Annotated in this window: 18 protein-coding genes; 2 read left to right on the top strand and 16 right to left on the bottom strand. The window is 65.3% G+C overall.

The features are described 5' to 3' along the window. Positions 1-22: 22 nt before the first annotated feature. The 7 genes from ACFYOW_RS26155 to ACFYOW_RS26125 form a co-directional block, all read right to left on the bottom strand. Positions 23-742 (bottom strand): Mut7-C RNAse domain-containing protein, encoded by a 720-nt coding sequence (locus tag ACFYOW_RS26155; RefSeq protein ID WP_387292104.1) that lies wholly within the window; start codon positions 740-742, stop codon positions 23-25. A 43-nt stretch (positions 743-785) separates the two neighbouring features. Further along, positions 786-1,367 carry a hypothetical protein gene (locus ACFYOW_RS26150; RefSeq protein ID WP_387292102.1) on the bottom strand — a complete coding sequence of 194 codons (582 nt, stop codon included), beginning with the start codon at positions 1,365-1,367 and terminating at the stop codon, positions 786-788. A gap of 3 nt (positions 1,368-1,370) precedes the next feature. Then, positions 1,371-1,874, bottom strand: a complete 504-nt coding sequence (locus ACFYOW_RS26145) for a F0F1 ATP synthase subunit B (RefSeq protein ID WP_387292100.1) — start codon at positions 1,872-1,874, stop codon at positions 1,371-1,373. A gap of 6 nt (positions 1,875-1,880) precedes the next feature. Next, entirely contained in the window at positions 1,881-2,138 is a 258-nt protein-coding gene (locus tag ACFYOW_RS26140) for a F0F1 ATP synthase subunit C (RefSeq protein ID WP_040687366.1), read from the bottom strand. Positions 2,139-2,220: 82 nt separating this feature from the next. Next, on the bottom strand, positions 2,221-3,009 hold the full coding sequence (atpB, locus tag ACFYOW_RS26135) for a F0F1 ATP synthase subunit A (RefSeq protein WP_387292098.1): 789 nt from the start codon (positions 3,007-3,009) through the stop codon (positions 2,221-2,223). Then, positions 3,006-3,410: an ATP synthase subunit I gene (locus ACFYOW_RS26130; protein WP_387292096.1), complete on the bottom strand. Its 405-nt coding sequence runs from the start codon at positions 3,408-3,410 to the stop codon at positions 3,006-3,008. Before ACFYOW_RS26130 ends, atpB begins: the two co-directional genes overlap by 4 nt. Before the next feature lie 410 nt (positions 3,411-3,820). Next, positions 3,821-5,311 (bottom strand): FAD-dependent monooxygenase, encoded by a 1,491-nt coding sequence (locus tag ACFYOW_RS26125; protein ID WP_387292094.1) that lies wholly within the window; start codon positions 5,309-5,311, stop codon positions 3,821-3,823. 92 nt (positions 5,312-5,403) lie between these two features. Here ACFYOW_RS26125 and ACFYOW_RS26120 point away from each other — a divergent pair, with 92 nt between their 5' ends. Then, complete coding sequence (locus ACFYOW_RS26120; RefSeq protein WP_387292092.1) at positions 5,404-6,045, top strand: TetR/AcrR family transcriptional regulator C-terminal domain-containing protein; 642 nt, start codon at positions 5,404-5,406, stop codon at positions 6,043-6,045. Between the two features lie 4 nt (positions 6,046-6,049). Here the strand turns inward: ACFYOW_RS26120 and ACFYOW_RS26115 are convergent, their stop codons facing one another. The 8 genes from ACFYOW_RS26115 to ACFYOW_RS26080 are packed head-to-tail and all read right to left on the bottom strand — an operon-like array spanning position 6,050 to position 11,800. Further along, on the bottom strand, positions 6,050-6,502 hold the full coding sequence (locus ACFYOW_RS26115) for a hypothetical protein (RefSeq protein WP_387292090.1): 453 nt from the start codon (positions 6,500-6,502) through the stop codon (positions 6,050-6,052). Positions 6,503-6,514: 12 nt separating this feature from the next. Then, positions 6,515-7,237 (bottom strand): metallophosphoesterase, encoded by a 723-nt coding sequence (locus ACFYOW_RS26110; RefSeq protein WP_387292088.1) that lies wholly within the window; start codon positions 7,235-7,237, stop codon positions 6,515-6,517. 18 nt (positions 7,238-7,255) lie between these two features. Continuing rightward, complete coding sequence (locus ACFYOW_RS26105) at positions 7,256-7,507, bottom strand: BON domain-containing protein (protein ID WP_063043059.1); 252 nt, start codon at positions 7,505-7,507, stop codon at positions 7,256-7,258. Continuing rightward, positions 7,508-8,071, bottom strand: a complete 564-nt coding sequence (locus ACFYOW_RS26100; RefSeq protein ID WP_387292086.1) for a nucleotidyltransferase family protein — start codon at positions 8,069-8,071, stop codon at positions 7,508-7,510. It abuts the gene before it with no gap. A gap of 36 nt (positions 8,072-8,107) precedes the next feature. Further along, positions 8,108-9,079 carry an SDR family oxidoreductase gene (locus tag ACFYOW_RS26095; protein ID WP_387292084.1) on the bottom strand — a complete coding sequence of 324 codons (972 nt, stop codon included), beginning with the start codon at positions 9,077-9,079 and terminating at the stop codon, positions 8,108-8,110. A 9-nt stretch (positions 9,080-9,088) separates the two neighbouring features. Beyond that, entirely contained in the window at positions 9,089-10,843 is a 1,755-nt protein-coding gene (locus ACFYOW_RS26090) for a glycoside hydrolase family 15 protein (protein ID WP_387292082.1), read from the bottom strand. Further along, a complete protein-coding gene (locus ACFYOW_RS26085; protein ID WP_387292080.1) occupies positions 10,840-11,466 on the bottom strand; it encodes a UdgX family uracil-DNA binding protein in 627 nt (208 codons plus the stop codon). The genes ACFYOW_RS26090 and ACFYOW_RS26085 overlap by 4 nt, the downstream gene beginning before the upstream one ends. A gap of 4 nt (positions 11,467-11,470) precedes the next feature. After that, positions 11,471-11,800: a plasmid stabilization protein gene (locus tag ACFYOW_RS26080; RefSeq protein WP_387292078.1), complete on the bottom strand. Its 330-nt coding sequence runs from the start codon at positions 11,798-11,800 to the stop codon at positions 11,471-11,473. 94 nt (positions 11,801-11,894) lie between these two features. On the opposite strand from ACFYOW_RS26080, the gene ACFYOW_RS26075 reads away from it, so the two are divergent. Beyond that, positions 11,895-13,151, top strand: coding sequence for a serine hydrolase domain-containing protein (locus ACFYOW_RS26075; protein ID WP_387292076.1), 1,257 nt, complete (start codon positions 11,895-11,897; stop codon positions 13,149-13,151). A gap of 1 nt (position 13,152) precedes the next feature. On the opposite strand, the gene ACFYOW_RS26070 is transcribed toward ACFYOW_RS26075, so the two are convergent. Continuing rightward, positions 13,153-16,002, bottom strand: a complete 2,850-nt coding sequence (locus ACFYOW_RS26070) for an FAD-binding and (Fe-S)-binding domain-containing protein (RefSeq protein ID WP_387292074.1) — start codon at positions 16,000-16,002, stop codon at positions 13,153-13,155. Positions 16,003-16,122: the final 120 nt, after the last annotated feature.

Raw genomic sequence — 16,122 nt, 5'->3', positions numbered from 1 at the left:
TCCCACGCATCGATCCGCGCGGTCAGGTGCCGAAGTGGAGGGCGTGGGTGACGATGGCGTCGAGGCGCGCGTGATGGGCGCCCTTCCAATAGGTTCGGCCGCAGTCGACGCACTGTGCGAACGCGTCGTAGGTGCGCTCGGTCTCGTTCGGGAGCCGGCCACGGAGGGTCTGCTTTTCGGTTACCCGCAGCGGGCCGTTGCAGGCGGTGCAGCGGGTCCATGGCGCAAGCGGCGGTGCGAAACGCGATAGCACGTCGTCGAGTTGCTCGACGGGACGGTGACTGTAAATGTATGCGCCAGCGAAGATTTCGCGTCGATGCAGCAGTCCGCGATCGCGGGAGAGCAGGATGCGATGTTCGGTCGCCGAGCGCGTGGCGAGTGCGGCGTCGCCGATATCCGGATTTTCGTAGGCGGTGTCGACGCCGAGCAGGCGCAGCCGCCGCGCCAGGGTGCCGAGATGGATATCCAGCAGGAAACGCAGTGGTTCGTCGAATCGCTGCGGGCGCACCACAGCGCGCACCGACACCGACTCGCCGTCGGTGGGCAGATACGACGGATCCACGAACCGACCATCGACCAGCAGCTCGCCCACCTCGGTGAGCGGCACGCCGAGCGACTCCACGATATGTCCGAGGGTCGACGCGGTGTCGATCCGCACGGACGAGCGACCGTCCCGCTGTGCGGCCGCGACGAACAGCCGCAATTCGGGCGCGAAATCAATTGTGATCTGCGCGGTGCTCACGCGGCCAGCATGCCAGGGCATGCGGTCCGGCGACCACCCGGATTTACAAAGCCCAGGGCTCGGCGCGGCGTCGGACCGGTGGCTCGGCGTTGGCCATCGCCTCGAGGTCCTCGAGGAATTTGTCGATACTGTCCGCCGCCACGTGCGTGGAACCGATCTCGTATCGGACCTTTTCCTCGGTGCTGTCCATGACCGTGGTGATGAGCTCTTCCTTCAGATCGCGGATGAGCTGGGTACGCATCTGGGCGATCTGGTCGCGGCCCTGGCTGCGGACCCGGGCGACCTCGGCGTCGGCGAATTCGCGCATCTTGGCGATGATGCGTTCGGCGTCGGCGCGCGCGTCTTCGCGGATGTGCTCGAGTTCGGCCTGGGCGTCGGTGACCGCGTTGTCGTAGGCGCGTTTGGCCTCGACGAGACGGTCGGCCGCCTGCTGGTTCTCCTCGAGCTGTTTCTGAATATTGTTCTGTGCCTTGGCCATCAGCCGTTTGACCGGCGGCGCCACCCATTTGACGATGACGAAGATGATGACCGCGAAACCGAAGAGCTGGCTGAAGAAGATCGGCCAGTCGAAGGTGATGTGGAAGATGCCCGAGTCTTCGGCAAGGATGCCGCTGTTGAGGTTCATTGGCTACGCTCGTTCTGACTGATGGCCGGCGCTGGAGCCGGCGTGCCGATCTTTGATGCCGAGCACTCGATCGGCCAATGTCTCGGCGAGCGGTTCGACAGCCTCACGCAGCTCCGCGGCCACTTGGTCCGCCTGGGCCCGCAGTTCCGTCGCGGATTCCGCGACGATCCTGTCGGCCTCGTCCTGCGCCTCGCTTCGCAACTGCTCGAGGATAACTCGGCCCTCGGCCCTTGCCTGGTTCCTGATCTCGACCGCTTCACTGCGCGCCTGCGCGACGGCGGCCTGGTATTTCGCTTCGGCGTCGGCGAACAAGGATTTGGCTTCCTTGTTGTCGACCGCGGTTTCGGCGACTCTCGCCTCGCGTTCCGCCAATACCTTGCGTATCGGCGGAACGACGAAGAACCACATGACCCCGAGCACGATCAGGAAGATCAACAGCTCGGCGAAGAATGTGCCGTTGGGGATCAGGAAGTTCCCCTCGGCAACAACATCCGTTCGCGGAGTCATACTGAATTACTTACCTGGAGTAGCGAATACGAAAAGCGCCATGAACGCTAGATTGATGAAGTACGCCGCCTCGACCAGACCGACGGTCAGGAAGAAGTTACCGCGGAGGCGACCTTCGGCTTCCGGCTGACGGGCAACGCCGTTGATCAACGCGGCGCCGGCGAGTCCGTCACCGATACCCGCGCCGATGGCGCCACCGCCCATAATGATGCCGCCGCCGATGAGCGCGCCCTGGACGATGGCCGCCGTTGTTGCGTCTGCCATTTTTCACTTCCTGTTCTTTACTGAGCTCGATCGGCGGCGCCGATCCGGTAGTTGTTCGAGCGACCTGAAAGTGTCGCAGGGGCTAATGCTCGTGCTCCAGCGACATCGACTGGCTGAAGTAGAGGACGGTCAACAGCGAGAAGATGAACGCCTGGATGGCACCGACGAAGAGATCGAAGAGTTTCCAGATGGCATTCGGCCCCCAGCTGATCCAGAACGGGAACAGTGCGATCACCGAGACCATCACGCCGCCCGCGAACATGTTGCCGAACAATCGCAGCGACAGCGAGAGCGGTTTGGCGACTTCCTCGATGACATTGATGAAAACCATCGGGCCCCATCCGGTGTGGCCCTTCAGCAACTGCTTGGCGTGGCCACCGGGGCCGCGCCGATAAATACCCGCACCCTGATACATGATGAAGACGAACAGGGCCAGCGCGTAGACGAAATTGACGTCCGACGCAGGCGGTGCGATCAATTCGCCGTGTCCGTACTGCACGGGCAGCACGGACAACCAGTTCGACAACAGGATGTAGATGAACAGTGTGACGGCCAGTGGCAGCGCGAACGGCGCGACCTTCATGCCGATGGCGCTTTCCACCTGGTTGCGCATCTGGACCGTGACGGTCTCGAAGAACAGTTGCACGCCGTTGGGTACGCCCGAAGTCAGCTTCGCCCGCAGGTAGAACGCCAGACCGAGCACGATCGCCGCCGCGAGGGCGGTCGAAATGATCGTGTCGACATTGAAGTCCATACCCCACAGGTGCGCGACCGCGTGTTCGCCGACCTTGATTTTCGGCTCTTCGGCGGGCGCTTCCTGTGCGAGCACCGGAAGCGCCGACTGGGCGATGAAGGCGAGTTGATTCGTCATGATTGCTGGCGAAGCTCCTTCACTTCAGGCAAGACGGTGACCAACACCAGAATCACTTGAAAGGCGGCCAGGCCGAAGAAGATTCCGATGCCGTGCGGCCTTGCCAGGAAACCCACTGCGAGCGAACCGCCGGTTATTACGATCAGCCGGGTCGCCGAGGAGAGGTACAACCCCTGTTTCCTCGGTTTCTCGGCGTCGGCGACGCGGTTGACCGTCAATCGGGTCAGTTGCGCATTCACCCAACCGAGTCCGAGTCCGATGCAGATGAACAGGCCGACCAGCAGCCCGTTGAGCGGACCGGCCGCAGCAAGAGTCAGTACACCGACGCCTACTGCGAAGACGGTCGCACGGCGCATTCGGAGTGCATTGACATCCACCTCGACACCGTCCTCGGTCATCATCCCACCTCGTAGTGGGGTCTTGATTGATCGATAGCATACACATTAGGAACCCTTTTGCGAGGCAATGTTTTTGATCTTTCTCGGGCGGGTTTTCGTACGATGTCCATCGGGGGACAGTGTCATGCCGAAGACAACTTGATCAACCGAAGATCTTGGTGCACGCCGGGTAAATCGGACAAAACGGTCACCGTATCGCTTGCCGCTATTGCTCGGCTTATTAGAGTTCGGCGCCTAATTTTGGTCATGTATTTGTAAAGAGATTCTAAAGCAATCGCCAGTATGTCGAGCTGGAGTCGGCTCGCGGCAGCCGATCGCGCGATCGGCGCGGTATCCGGATTACCGCATCCGGGTGGAAACTCTTGATAGCTGGCGCGCTGCCGTTCGGTCCGCACTGTACGGGGTGGCGTGGTTCAGGTGAAGTCGAGGTCGGTGGCGCCGACCCAGGTGGTGAGTGCTTCGGCCAAGCCCGCGGTGGTGGGTTCGTCGGTTGCCCACGCGACGTAACCGTCCGGGCGCAGCAGGACGACGGCGGGGGCCGGGATCTCACCGAATCCGGGAATGGGCCAGTGTTCGGCGCGGCTGGCGGCGCTGATGATCTCGACTCGGTCGTGCCATTCCGGGGCCGCGGGCACGTCGTTTCCGTTGAGTACCAGCAGGACCGGGCTGCCCGCGCGCAGCAGTGCGTGTACTCGGGTGTCGCTGTCGGCGGTGCTGATATCGGCGTCGGGGACGCGCCTGCCGATGAGTGGGTGCTCGCCCTTGATGTCGTAGCGGATATCGAGTGCGGTGATCATCAGGCCGAGACTGTGGCGCACCTGGTCCATATCGATCAGGTCGCTCATGACGTCGCGCAGTGCGTCGGTGTGCGGCCCGGGGCGTCCGAGCGCGGTCTGGGCGCGGGTGTTGTGCAGGACGCGGGCGGCGATGGGGTGGCGCTCGGACTCATAGGTGTCGAGGAGTTCGTTGGATGCGTTGCCGCGCAAGGTGGCGGCGAGCTTCCAGCCGAGATTCATCGCGTCCTGCAACCCCAGGTTCTGGCCCTGACCGCCGGCCGGGTAGTGGATGTGCGCGGCATCCCCGGCCAGGAAGACCCGGCCCACGCGGTATCGGTCGGCTTGGCGGGCGGCATCGCTGTAGTGCGAGATCCAGCGCGGGCTGTGCATGCCGAAGTCGGTGCCCGCGAGTTCGGTGAAGTTGGCTCGGAAGTCCTCGAAGCTCAGTTCGGTGCCGCGTTCCAGGACGAGGTCGTGGCGCTGCACGAGCAGTCGGTACCAGCCGGGCTCGAATTGGACCACGGAGAAGTCGCCCGCACCGGCGCGGTGCGCGAAGACGGTCTCTGCGGGCGGATCGGCCAATTCGACATCGGCGAGCATGCCGGTCGCGGTCGCGTCGGTGCCGACGTAGTCGATGCCCGCCAGTTTGCGTACCGCGCTGCGGCCGCCATCGCAGCCGACCAGGTAGGCCGCGCGAATCCGGCGTGGATTCGGGCCGCCGATCTCCACCTCGACACCCGCCGCGTCCTGCCGGAAGCCGACAACGGGCGAGCCCCACCGCACGACCGCGCCGAGTTCGGTTGCGTGCCGCTCGAGTTCGCGCTCGATCACCGACTGCAGGACGGCGAGGGTGTAGGGGTAGCGGGTATTGAAGTCGCTGAAGTCCAGGCGCAGGCCGCCGAAGTGCCCGGCCTGCATGACGCGGCCGAGCGGGATCAGGTCGTCGAGCAGGCCGCGCTGATCGAGCATTTCCATGGTGCGGGCGTGGATGCCACCCGCCCGCGATTCGCCGGTGCGCGCCGGAAGTCCATCGACGAGCGCGACATCCACGCCGGCCAGGCGCAGTTCGTAGGCCAGCATCAGCCCGGTCGGTCCGGCGCCGGCGATCACTACCTCGGTCGTTTCCATGTCGGTCTCCTTAACGTTGTTAAGCTCTTAACGATGTTAAGGAGACCAGAACATTGTTAAGGTGTCAAGGGGTCGGACATCAGGAGGTGACAGTGAAGATCGATGCGACGGTGATCGCCGAGGCAGCATTGGGTTTGCTCGACGAGGTCGGTCTCGACGGACTGACCATGCGGAAGGTGGCCGGGGCCCTGGATGTGCAGGCGCCCGCTCTGTACTGGCATGTAAAGAACAAGCGCGAACTACTCGATGCGATGGCTCGGCGGGTATTCGTCTCCGCTGTCGACGGGATCGAGGCGCCGCGGCAGGGCGAGGACTGGCAGGACTGGGTGGTGGCGGTGGCCGGGCGGTTGCGCCGGTCGATGCTGCGCTATCGGGATGGAGCGAAGGTGCTGGCCGGAACCTACGTCAGCGATGAAGCCATGTGGCGCACCACCGAACTGACCTTGCGCACGCTCGAGGACGCGGGTTTCTCGGTGGACCATGCCGAGCGGGTGTTTCCGATCCTGCTGCACTACACGATCGGGTTCGTTATAGAGGAACAGGCGCAATCCGGCGCGGAGTACGCCGACGGCAATCCCTACGATCCCGCGCGGATGGCGCACACCGTCGATGCCGAGCGTTATCCGCGGACCGCTCGGATGGTGGCCGAGCTGTTCGACGCCGATACCGATGTCGAATTCGAACGCGGTCTGCGGATCATCCTGGCCGGAATCCGCGCCTCTCGATCCTCGTAACCGCTCAGCGGCCCAACCCCACCAGACCGTCGGCGAGCGTGCTGATATTCAGCGCGTCGAGCACCTGTTGCCGGACGTCCGGACATTGGGTGGTGGTGATGCGATCGACGATGGCCCGGTCCTTCACGACGGTGTCGTTGAGGCCGCCGTTGCGGGCCGCCCAATCGTGCACGGTGCCGTTGAAGCCGAGCTTGCCGAGCTGCGCGCCCTCGGTGCGCCAACGATCGACCTCGGGTTTCAGCATGTCGCACAGCTGTTTTGCCGCCGTCGGGGTGATTTCGTCCGGATTGGGCACCTGTGCGGAGCTGCCCGGAGACGAGAAGGTGATGGTGATGTCGGGATGGGAGGTCGGGGTGGCGGGCACCGGGTCGAGGGGGCCGTTGCCGCCGCAGCCGGCGAGCAGGGCCGCCGCCACTGTCGCCGCGGCCAGCGTGGCGATGGATCCGATCGAGGGCATCGGTACTCCTTATTATTCTTTTGTTTCCGGTGAGAGCTCGTAGACGACGTAGGCGGTGCGCACCACCGGTTGAGCCACATTGCGTACCCGGATGCCGCCCGGGGTGGTGCCGCGTTCGATGCCCGCGTGCGCGTGCCCGTGGATCGCGAGGTCGGCGCGCTGGTCATCGATGGTTTCGCCGAGTAGATAGGAACCGAGGAACGGGTAGATCTCGCGTGGCTCGCCGTGCAGGGTGTCGCTGATCGGGGAGTAGTGGGTCAGCGCGATCGTGATATCGGTGTGCAGGCCCGCCAGCGCGTCGCGCAGCATCTCCGCGAGGTCGACGGTGTGCGAGGCGAATTCGCGCATCACGCGTTCACCGAAGACGCTCGCGCATTTACCCGCGAAACCACCGCCGAAGCCCTTCGTCCCCGCTATGCCGAGGGTATGTCCATCGACCGCGAATTCCATTGCGGTGCCCTCCAATACGGTAATGCCGTGATCGGTGAGCTCGGCCGTGATCTCGTGCTGCGCGTCGCTGTGGTGGTCGTGATTGCCGAGCACCGCGACGACCGGAACGCCGAGATCGGCGAATTCCGCGGCGACGACGCGGCCTTCCTCGACCGTGCCGTGCCGGGTGAGATCACCGGCCAGCAGCAGCACATCGGCGCGATCGTGCAGTTCCGCGAGTGCCGGGCGGAGTTCGCCGCCCGATTCGGCGCCGAGATGGATGTCACCGATTGCCGCGATCCGCATGCCACACTCCTTCCGGTCTCAGTCCGCCAGCGCCTCGGCGGCTCCCGGTGCGCAGGGCGGCGTGACGTGCACATCGTTGTGGATATGCGCGCGCGGAAGCTGTTCGCGCACTACCTTTTCCATCTGCAGCTTGCGTTCGATACTGCTCACCTCGCCGCCGAGGACGACGACATCGCCGCGGATCGTCACCTGCACCCCGAGCTCGGCGGTGCGCGGATCCTCGGCCAGCGCCCGGCGTAGGTGCGCGACCAGATATTGCGGTCGATCCATTCACACCACCCGCTTCGGCTCTATTACTCCGAGATCGTCCAGCAGTCCGAGGAAGGCTCGGGCATAGGGCGAAATGTCGGTTTCCTTGCGCACCCGCTCCCAATCCACCTGTTCGCGCAGATCGCGTGCGATGGTCAGCAGTGGGCTCAGGTCCAGTCGGTGCGCATCGAAGACCAGTAATTTGTCGATCATCAGGTCGGTCGCGCTGATCACCGGCGCCATCGTCGGGCCGACACGCATCATGTCGGCGCGATCGAGCAATTCGTCGGTGACGGCACGGTTGTTCGGCCGGTAGATCAGGTCGATGAGCACGCCGCCGTCATAGACCTTGGTCAGCCAGTCCTCGGGCGGATCGGCGACCCGCAATCCGCCGCGGGCCAGCGCACTGCGGGCCTGCGACAGGTCGGCGGGTTTGATGAAGATGTCGACGTCGTGCTCCGAGGCGGGCCCGCCGCGCGCGTACACCGCGCAACCACCCGCGACCGCGAAGCGGATACCGGCATCCGCCAGCGTGTTCACCGCCCGGGTGAGCGCGTGCAGCAGTTGGTCGATCGTCGGGACCATATGTGCGCCATACCCGCGGTTCGGTCGGCTAATCGCCTAATGCCGACGCAACCCGCTGGCCAATGTCTCGAGCCCCCGGCTCAACCACGCCTGGGTACTGCGCCGGTGCGCACGATCATCGAACTCGCCGTGTGCGCCGAAGTCGTGTCCACCGGCCCGGTCGACCGGCTCCCAGAGATTGTCGGCCCGTGCGTCGGCGTCGGCATCGGTCTGCTGCGAGTCGTAGCCGGTGCGGGCGAGATATCGATCGAGCAGGCTGGGCGCGAGCCGTTGGGCGAGCAGCGTCCCCGTCGTGCTCGCGCCGACCCAATATTCTTTGCGCTCAGGATGTTTCGCGGCGAAGGCGATCGAGCGCGCGATGACCTCGGGTTGGTAGATCGGCGGCACCGGCTGTGGCCGCTTCGGCAATCGCGACAGCACCCAGGAGAATTGGGGCGTATTGACCGCCGGTGCTTGCACCAGCGTGATGTGCACATTGCTGCCTTCGTGCATCAGTTCGACCCGTACCGACTCGGTGAATCCGTTGATCGCGTGCTTGGCGGCGCAATAGGCAGACTGCAGCGGAATCGAGCGGGCGCCGAGCGCAGAGCCGACCTGCACGACAGCGCCGCGGTCACGTGCCCGCATCCGGGACAGCGCGGCCATGGTGCCGTGCACGGTGCCGAGATAGGTGACTTCGGTGACCCGCCGGAACTCCGCGGCCGCAATCTGCTCGAACGGTGCGAAGACCGAGGTGAAGGCCGAGTTCACCCAGACATCGATGGGTCCGAACACCTGTTCTGCCCGGGTCGCCGCGGCCTCGACCGCCGCGTAATCCGCGACATCGACCGGAATTGTCAGCGGCTCACCACCCGCCGCGCGCACGTCATCGGCGGCGGCCGCGAGTCCGGCATCGCCGCGGGCGAGCAGTGCGACTTTACAACCGCTCGAAGCGAATTCGCGTGCGGCCGCGCGACCGATACCCGCACTGGCCCCGGTGATCACCACTACTCGGGGTTCGAAACTCATCACAACTCCTTACTCATCGCCGAATCGGGTGAGCTGGACCGAGGATTCGAACAGCATCGCGTGCACGAAGGCCTGCGGCATATTGCCGCGCAGTTGACGCTGCCGGACATCGAATTCCTCGGCGAACAATCCGGGCGTGCCGCACGCCGCGCGGTTGCGCTCGAAATAGCGTGCCGCGCAAACCGGGTGTCCGAGTTGGGCGGCCGCGATCGCCATGATGAATCCGCAGAACAGGAATGCCCCCTCGTTCGTCTCCAGCGGCTGTTCGTCGTGGCGGTAGCGATAAACGTAGTAATCGGTGCATAATTCGCGCTCGACGGCCCGATAGGTGGCGAGGCTGCGCGGGTCGTCGGCGGGTACACCGCCACGGATGGCTGGCAGCAGCAGGGCCGCGTCGACACCCGCGGCATCCGGCGCCTGCTGCCATGCGCCACTGGGATGCACACTGGTGCGGGCGGTTTCGGCCATGATGGTATCGGCGAGCGCCGTACAGAACACCGGGTCGGCACCGGTCTCGGCAACAGCGGCAACCGAACGCAGACCACTGACGCAGGCCAGCCGGGAGTGTGTCCAGTGCCGGTCCTCGATCTCCCAGATGCCCGCATCTGGTCGACGCCAGCGTTCGGCGATCGCGCCGACCGGCACCGAAACCGCCTTGCGGCTGTCCTCGGTGAGCCGGTCGTGCCGCGCACCCGCGGCGAACAACAGCAGTGTCTCGCCGAATACGTCGAGCTGGGACTGGTCGCGCACCCTGTTGCCGATCACCATGCGACCGCCCGGATAGCCGGGTAGATCCAGATTGCTGGGCTCCGGGATGGGTCGGCCGGTGATCGTACACGCAGGAAATACGTCGGGTCCTTCGGCGAGCAGCCGCTCGGCCACGAAACGTAACGCATTGTCCAGCAACGGGTGTGGACCGTCTGCTGCTACAGCTTGACCGGCGAAGCATTGGTCGCGGAGCCACACGTAGCGGTAGTCGTAGTTCTCGGCGCGGTCCGCGCGTTCGGGCAGGCCTGTGGTGGCCGCGGCGACCATACCGTTGGTGGAACTGGTCATACCGCGCATGACGGCGTAGGCCTGAGCGGTATCGCGGGATGCGGCGCACGCGCCCAGCTTCGGAACCCCACGCTGCCAAGCGGATTCGGTCTGCGCCCATGCGGTGTGCGGATCGGGTGGTTCGTCGGGCAGTGCGATATCGGACAATTCCAGGACGAGATCATGAGTCTGGCCTTGCCGCAGCGTTATCCGATCGGTCCAGCCGCGATCATCGCGGACCGAGGCGGCCGCGCCGCCCGTCCAACGCAGTGCGAGGTCCCCGACTCGCGCGAGCCACAACCCGTCGTCGGTGCGGCGCAGGTCGCGTGTCTTCGCCTTGCCGAACTGCCCGGCAGGGCGCAGCACCACATCGACCTCGGCATCACCGTGCACCGCGACGATCCGGCGCAGCACCACAACCCGATGCGGATCACCGGGAAAGGCCAGCGCCTCCCGGCATTCGACCACCGACGAGCCGACCAGCCAGTGCGAATTCCAGATCAATGTGCCCGTCTGGTAGTAACCGCCCCACACGTAGCGCCCGGACGGCGTCACCGAATACGCGCCGTCCCCGCCGACCAGGCCGGCGAAAACAGCGTCGCTGTGCCAGCGTGGTGCGCACATCCAGGCGAAGTCACCGCGTGGACCGACCAGCACACCGCGCTCGCCGTCCGCGAGGAATGCGTATTCGCGCAGTACATGGGGCCGGGTGATATTTTCGGCCGTCACATCGGTCGTATACCACCGCACACCGTTCGCAACCGTTTCAAGTCCGCGACGAATCCGGCGTAGGCCTCGTCGCGATCGGGCGCGCGCAGCACCGCCGACGGGTGCACGGTCGCGATCACCGCGTAATCCGGCATCGTCACGAGCTCGCCGCGCCGTTCGGAGACCTTGAACGAGGGACCGAGCACGGCCTTTGCCGCGATCGCGCCGAGGCAGACCACCAGTTGTGGCTCGATGACCTGCAACTCGGCGTCGAGCCAGGCCGAACAGGCGACGATTTCGGTGCGTCCGGGTTGTTTGTGGATGCGGCGCTTACCGCGCTCCTCGAATTTGAAGTGCTTCACCGCATTGGTCACATAGATCCGGTCGCGGTCGATCCCGACCTCGGCGATGGCACGATCGAGCAGCCGCCCGGCGGGGCCGACGAACGGGTGTCCGCGCACGTCCTCCTGGTCGCCGGGCTGCTCACCGATCATTACGACGTCGGCGTTTTCCGGGCCCTCGCCGAAAACCGTCTGGGTGGCGTGCCGGTAGAGATCGCAGCCGTGGCAGCCGCACGAAGCCCGCTGCAACTCGGCGAGGCTCGCGTGCGGCGGCACGAATTCCGCGGCGCCCGGCACGGCCATATCCTCAGCCCCTACCCAATGCCCGCTCGAGCTGGCCCTTGCTCATCTTCGAGCGGCCCTTGATATTGCGCTTCTTGGCTTCGTTGTACAGCTGGTCGCGGGTCGGGCCCTTCGGACCACTGCGGCCCGAGCGCTGCCCACCGCGCTGCTGTGGCGACTTGTCCTTTATCGAGGAACGGCTGGCGGTCTTCGACTGCCCGGCTTGGGCGCGATTCTTGTTGACCGTCCGCGCGGCGATTTCCTTCGCCCGCTTCTGGCTCGCGCCCCGGTCCTCTGCCGAGTCCTTGATGTGCTCGTACTGCCGTTCCTGTTTATTGCTCCATTCCTTTGGCATGTCACACCTCCTGCCCACCGAATACCCCGGCTCGTTTCGTGAAACCAGGGCGTGGGCTCGATCGGGGGCAGATCAGCGCCGATATGCTGGCCCGGTGAAGGTGTTTCCTGGCACGTTGGTGACCGTCGCCGATGATCTGGACGCGGTGACGACGGTCGGGCACGAGGACGATCCGGCCGATGCCGGGTTGACCGACGACGACATCGCGGCGCTGTGGGCGTCGGTGCAGGCGTGGTACCGGATGGGGACGACGCCCGCGATTCAGACCTGTCTGCGGCGCAATGGAAAAATCGTGCTGAACCGGGCGATCGGGCACGGCTGGGGGAATGCACCGAAAGACGGTCCGGATGTGGAGCAGGTGCTCGCGACGCCGGAGACGCTGTTCTGCGGGTTCTCCACGGCCAAGGGTGTGGCCGCGACGCTGATGTTCATGCTCATCGAACAGGGTGCGTTCGCGCTGAATGATCCGGTGTGCAAATACATTCCGGAGTTCGCGGCGCACGGCAAGGATGCGATCACCATCGGCGATGTGCTGTCGCATTCGGCGGGTGTGCCGTTCATTACGCCGCCGTACAAGGGCGTCGAGCTGGTGCTCGACGAGGAGTTGGCCGTACAGGGCTTGGCCGATCTGGTGCCGAGTTGGCCGCGCGGGCGGTTCCGGGTCTATCACGCATTGACCAGCGGTTTGATCCAACGGCTGCTGGTGCGGCGGGCCACCGGGAAGCGGATGCGCGAACATCTCGCCGAACAGGTGCTCGAACCACTGGGCTTCCGCTGGAACAACTTCGGGGTCCGGCCCGAGGATGTCGACAAGGTCGTGCCCAGCGTGAAGACCGGCCCGCCACCGTCGCGCATGTCGATGCTTTTGGCGCGCAAGGCCCTCGGCGGCCGGATGGACGGTGCGACCGCCAAATCCGCGAATCAGGATTTCCTGACCGCCGAACTGCCGTCGGGAAATATCGTCACCACCGCCTACGAGCTGTCCCGCTTCTACGAAATCCTCACTCGTGGTGGCGAACTCGACGGTGTCCGAATCATCGAGCCCGACACCCTCCGCGAAGCGATCCGCCCGGCACGCCGTATACCCGGTCTGGCCGGACGAGTCAGCACGGCGGGCTTCGAACTCGGCGCTCGTCGCTCGAAGTTCGGGCGCAACACCCAATCGCACTTCGGCCGCAGCGGCCTGACGACCCAATACGGCTGGGCCGATCCCACCCGCGGACTCTCCGGCGCGATCCTCACCAGCGGCAAGGCCACCACCGATACCCAGCGCCCCTGGGCTCTGGTCGCCCAGATCTCGAACACCATCAGCCAACTCGCGCCCGCCGATCGGCTGTTCGACACCGACTGATTCAGTAGTCGCGGATCGCCTCGGCGAGGATTTGTGCCGCGTGCCGAGGCCGGGCTCGCGGATCCAGGTGCTCGATTTGGGTTCGGCAGCTGAAACCATCTGCCAGGACCAGGGTTCCGGGCTCGCGCTTGCGGATGGCCGGCATGAGTTTGTCTTCGGCGCAGGCTATCGAGACGTCGTAGTGGCCGCGTTCGAAGCCGAAGTTGCCCGCCAGGCCGCAGCATCCGGTATCCAATACTTCGACGTCGAGTCCGGTTGCGGTCAAGAGCCTTTGGTCGGCCTCGTAGTGCAGGATCGCGTGCTGGTGGCAGTGCGGTTGGACCATGGCGTGTGCGTCGATGCGCGGGGGTTCCCAGTCGTCGGCTTGTTCGGTGAGGATTTCGCCGAGGGTGCGGACCTGATTGGCCAGGCGGTGGGCGTCTTCGTCGCCGGGGAGTAATTCGGTGAGATCGGAGCGGAAGACGGCGGCGCAGCTCGGTTCGAGCACGACGATCGGGGTGCTCGAGCGCAATTGGGGTTCGAGCTGACGCAAAGTGCGGCGCAATACTCGTTTCGCGGTCGGGAGTTGGCCGGTGGAAATCCAAGTCAATCCGCAACAGACTGTGCGCCTTGGTATTTCGATCTCGAATCCGGCGGCCTCCAACACGGTCACCGCTGCTTCGGCTATTTCGGGGGCGAAGTTATTGGTGAAGGTGTCGGGCCACAGCAGCACTCGGCCGCGGTGGCCGCGCTCGTCCGGTGCGCGGCGGGCGAACTTCTCGGTGAAGCGCTCGCAGGCGAAGCGCGGTAGTTCGCGGCGCGGGTCCACACCGCCGAGCCGTTTGAGCAGCCCACCCGTGCCCCGGCTCCGCGCCAGTGCATTGGCCGGTGCGGACACGGCGGTGACGAGGCGGGCCCACAGCGGGATCCAGCCCATCGAATAGTGCGCCATCGGCCGGACGCGGTGTTCGTAGTGGTGGGAGAGGAATTCGGCCTTGTAGGTGGCCATATCGACATCGACCGGGCAGTCGCTGCGACAGCCTTTGCAGGCCAGGCACAGATCGAGGGCATCGCGCACCTCGGTGGAGCGCCAGCCATCGGTGATCACCTCGCCCTGGAGCATTTCGAACAGAAGTCGGGCGCGGCCACGGGTGGAATGTTCCTCCTCCCTGGTCGCCCGGTAGCTCGGGCACATCACACCGCCCTCGTGACCGCGGCACTTGCCGACGCCGACACAGCGCGCGGCGGCGACGCTGAAACGGTGGTCGTCGTCCGGGAAAGCGAAGTGGGTCGCCGGCTCCCACGGTCGATAGCTCGCACCCTGGCGCAGGTCCTGATCCAGTGGTCGCGGGTGCACGACCTTGCCGGGATTCATCCGATTGCGCGGATCGAAGAGATGTTTGACCGCGCCGAATGCCTCGACGATCCGCTCGCCGAACATGATCGGCAGCAGTTCGCCGCGCGACTGACCGTCGCCGTGTTCACCGGACAACGATCCGCCGTACCGCGTAACCAACTGTGCGCTCTGCTCGGCGAAGCCGCGGTACTTCGAAATGCCTTCCGCACTACGGAGATCGAACGGAATGCGGGTGTGGACGCAGCCGTGACCGAAGTGGCCGTACAGCGAGGACGACTGGTAGTCGAAATCGTCCAGCAGACTTTCGAAGTCGCGAAGGTAATCGCCGAGCCGGTTCGGCGGTACCGCGGCATCCTCCCAGCCCTCATGGGTTTCCGGACTGTCCGGCGGATAGGCGGTGGCGCCGAGGCCCGCTTCCCGGGCCATCCAGATCTCCGCCTCCCGCGCGGGGTCGTCGATCATGGTCGAGGTGGCACCGGTTTTCATGGTTAGTTCCTCGACCATCGTCTGCGCCCTGCGGTCGGCTTCGTCCTGGTCGGCACCCTCGAATTGCGCCATCAGCCAACCGTTTCCGTCCGGCAGCTGCGCGATGGCGCACCCGGCCAGATGTTCGAGATTCTCCAGGTCGACCAGCCGGTGGTCCACCCCTTCCAGCGCTATCGGGTTGTGCTGCAAAACGATCGGAACCGCGTCGGCGGCGTCGTAGATATCGGGATAGCCGAGTACGGTCAACGCCACCGCTTTCGGGCGTTGCACGAGTTCGATTTCGGCACGCAACACCGTCACCAGCGTGGACTCGCTGCCGACGAGAAGTTTCGCGAGATCGAAGCCGTGCTCCGGCAGCAGGGAATCGAGGTTGTAGCCCGACACCCGGCGCGGAATATCGGGATAGTGCTGACGGATGTCCGTCGCGTACTCATCGCGGATCTGCCGCAGGCCGTCCCGCAATTCCGCAAACCCATCCTCGGAATCCGCGCCGACCCAACCTCGTAACCCGTCGTAGGTCAGGATTTCCAGCCGACGTACCGAGTCGACCATCTTCCCGTACGCCTGCGCGGTGGAACCGCAGGAGTTGTTGCCGATCATCCCGCCGATCGTGCAGCTGACATGGGTCGCGGGTTTCGGGCCGACCATCAGGTCGTAGCGCGCCAACTGCGCATTGAGCGGGTCGAGCGCGATGCCCGGTTCCACGATCGCGGTGCGGGCCGCCGTATCGACCGAGATCAGCCGATCGCAGTACTTGCTCCAGTCCAGCACCACGGCCGCATTGCAGCATTGACCGGCCAGACTGGTGCCGCCGCCGCGCGAGAGCACCGGCATATCGTGTTCGCGGCACACCGCGATGGCGGCGGCCGCATCCTCAGGTGTGCGTGGCAGCACCACGCCGAGCGGCACCGCGCGGTAGTTCGAGGCATCGGTGGAGTATGTGGCCCGGGATCCGGGATCGAAACGCACCTCACCGGCCACCTTTCCGGTGAGTTCGGCCGCGAGTCGGGCCAGCGGGAGATCAATCATTCGCCCAATCCCTCCTGTCTCGGCACAGTGCGGCTACCCACTCCGGTGCGCGGCACACCCGCTGATTGCCTGCCCATTCGCTGGGTATCACCGGTCTGACCAACCCGGATACCAACAGGA

The sequence above is a fragment of the Nocardia sp. NPDC006982 genome (genome assembly GCF_042869435.1).
GTDB lineage: Bacteria > Actinomycetota > Actinomycetes > Mycobacteriales > Mycobacteriaceae > Nocardia.
This window is presented reverse-complemented; position numbering and strand designations above follow the sequence as displayed.

Bases quoted from the DNA above. Each gene is read 5' to 3' on its own strand.
- ACFYOW_RS26130 (WP_387292096.1), bottom strand. From the start codon at position 3,410: ATGATGACCGAGGACGGTGTCGAGGTGGATGTCAATGCACTCCGAATG.
- ACFYOW_RS26070 (WP_387292074.1), bottom strand. From the start codon at position 16,002: ATGATTGATCTCCCGCTGGCCCGACTCGCGGCCGAACTCACCGGAAAG.
- ACFYOW_RS26100 (WP_387292086.1), bottom strand. From the start codon at position 8,071: ATGGTCCCGACGATCGACCAACTGCTGCACGCGCTCACCCGGGCGGTG.
- atpB (WP_387292098.1), bottom strand. From the start codon at position 3,009: ATGACGAATCAACTCGCCTTCATCGCCCAGTCGGCGCTTCCGGTGCTC.
- ACFYOW_RS26085 (WP_387292080.1), bottom strand. From the start codon at position 11,466: ATGGCCGTGCCGGGCGCCGCGGAATTCGTGCCGCCGCACGCGAGCCTC.
- ACFYOW_RS26110 (WP_387292088.1), bottom strand. From the start codon at position 7,237: ATGCGGATCGCGGCAATCGGTGACATCCATCTCGGCGCCGAATCGGGC.
- ACFYOW_RS26125 (WP_387292094.1), bottom strand. From the start codon at position 5,311: ATGGAAACGACCGAGGTAGTGATCGCCGGCGCCGGACCGACCGGGCTG.
- ACFYOW_RS26095 (WP_387292084.1), bottom strand. From the start codon at position 9,079: ATGAGTTTCGAACCCCGAGTAGTGGTGATCACCGGGGCCAGTGCGGGT.
- ACFYOW_RS26145 (WP_387292100.1), bottom strand. From the start codon at position 1,874: ATGACTCCGCGAACGGATGTTGTTGCCGAGGGGAACTTCCTGATCCCC.
- ACFYOW_RS26150 (WP_387292102.1), bottom strand. From the start codon at position 1,367: ATGAACCTCAACAGCGGCATCCTTGCCGAAGACTCGGGCATCTTCCAC.
- ACFYOW_RS26115 (WP_387292090.1), bottom strand. From the start codon at position 6,502: ATGCCCTCGATCGGATCCATCGCCACGCTGGCCGCGGCGACAGTGGCG.
- ACFYOW_RS26080 (WP_387292078.1), bottom strand. From the start codon at position 11,800: ATGCCAAAGGAATGGAGCAATAAACAGGAACGGCAGTACGAGCACATC.
- ACFYOW_RS26140 (WP_040687366.1), bottom strand. From the start codon at position 2,138: ATGGCAGACGCAACAACGGCGGCCATCGTCCAGGGCGCGCTCATCGGC.
- ACFYOW_RS26105 (WP_063043059.1), bottom strand. From the start codon at position 7,507: ATGGATCGACCGCAATATCTGGTCGCGCACCTACGCCGGGCGCTGGCC.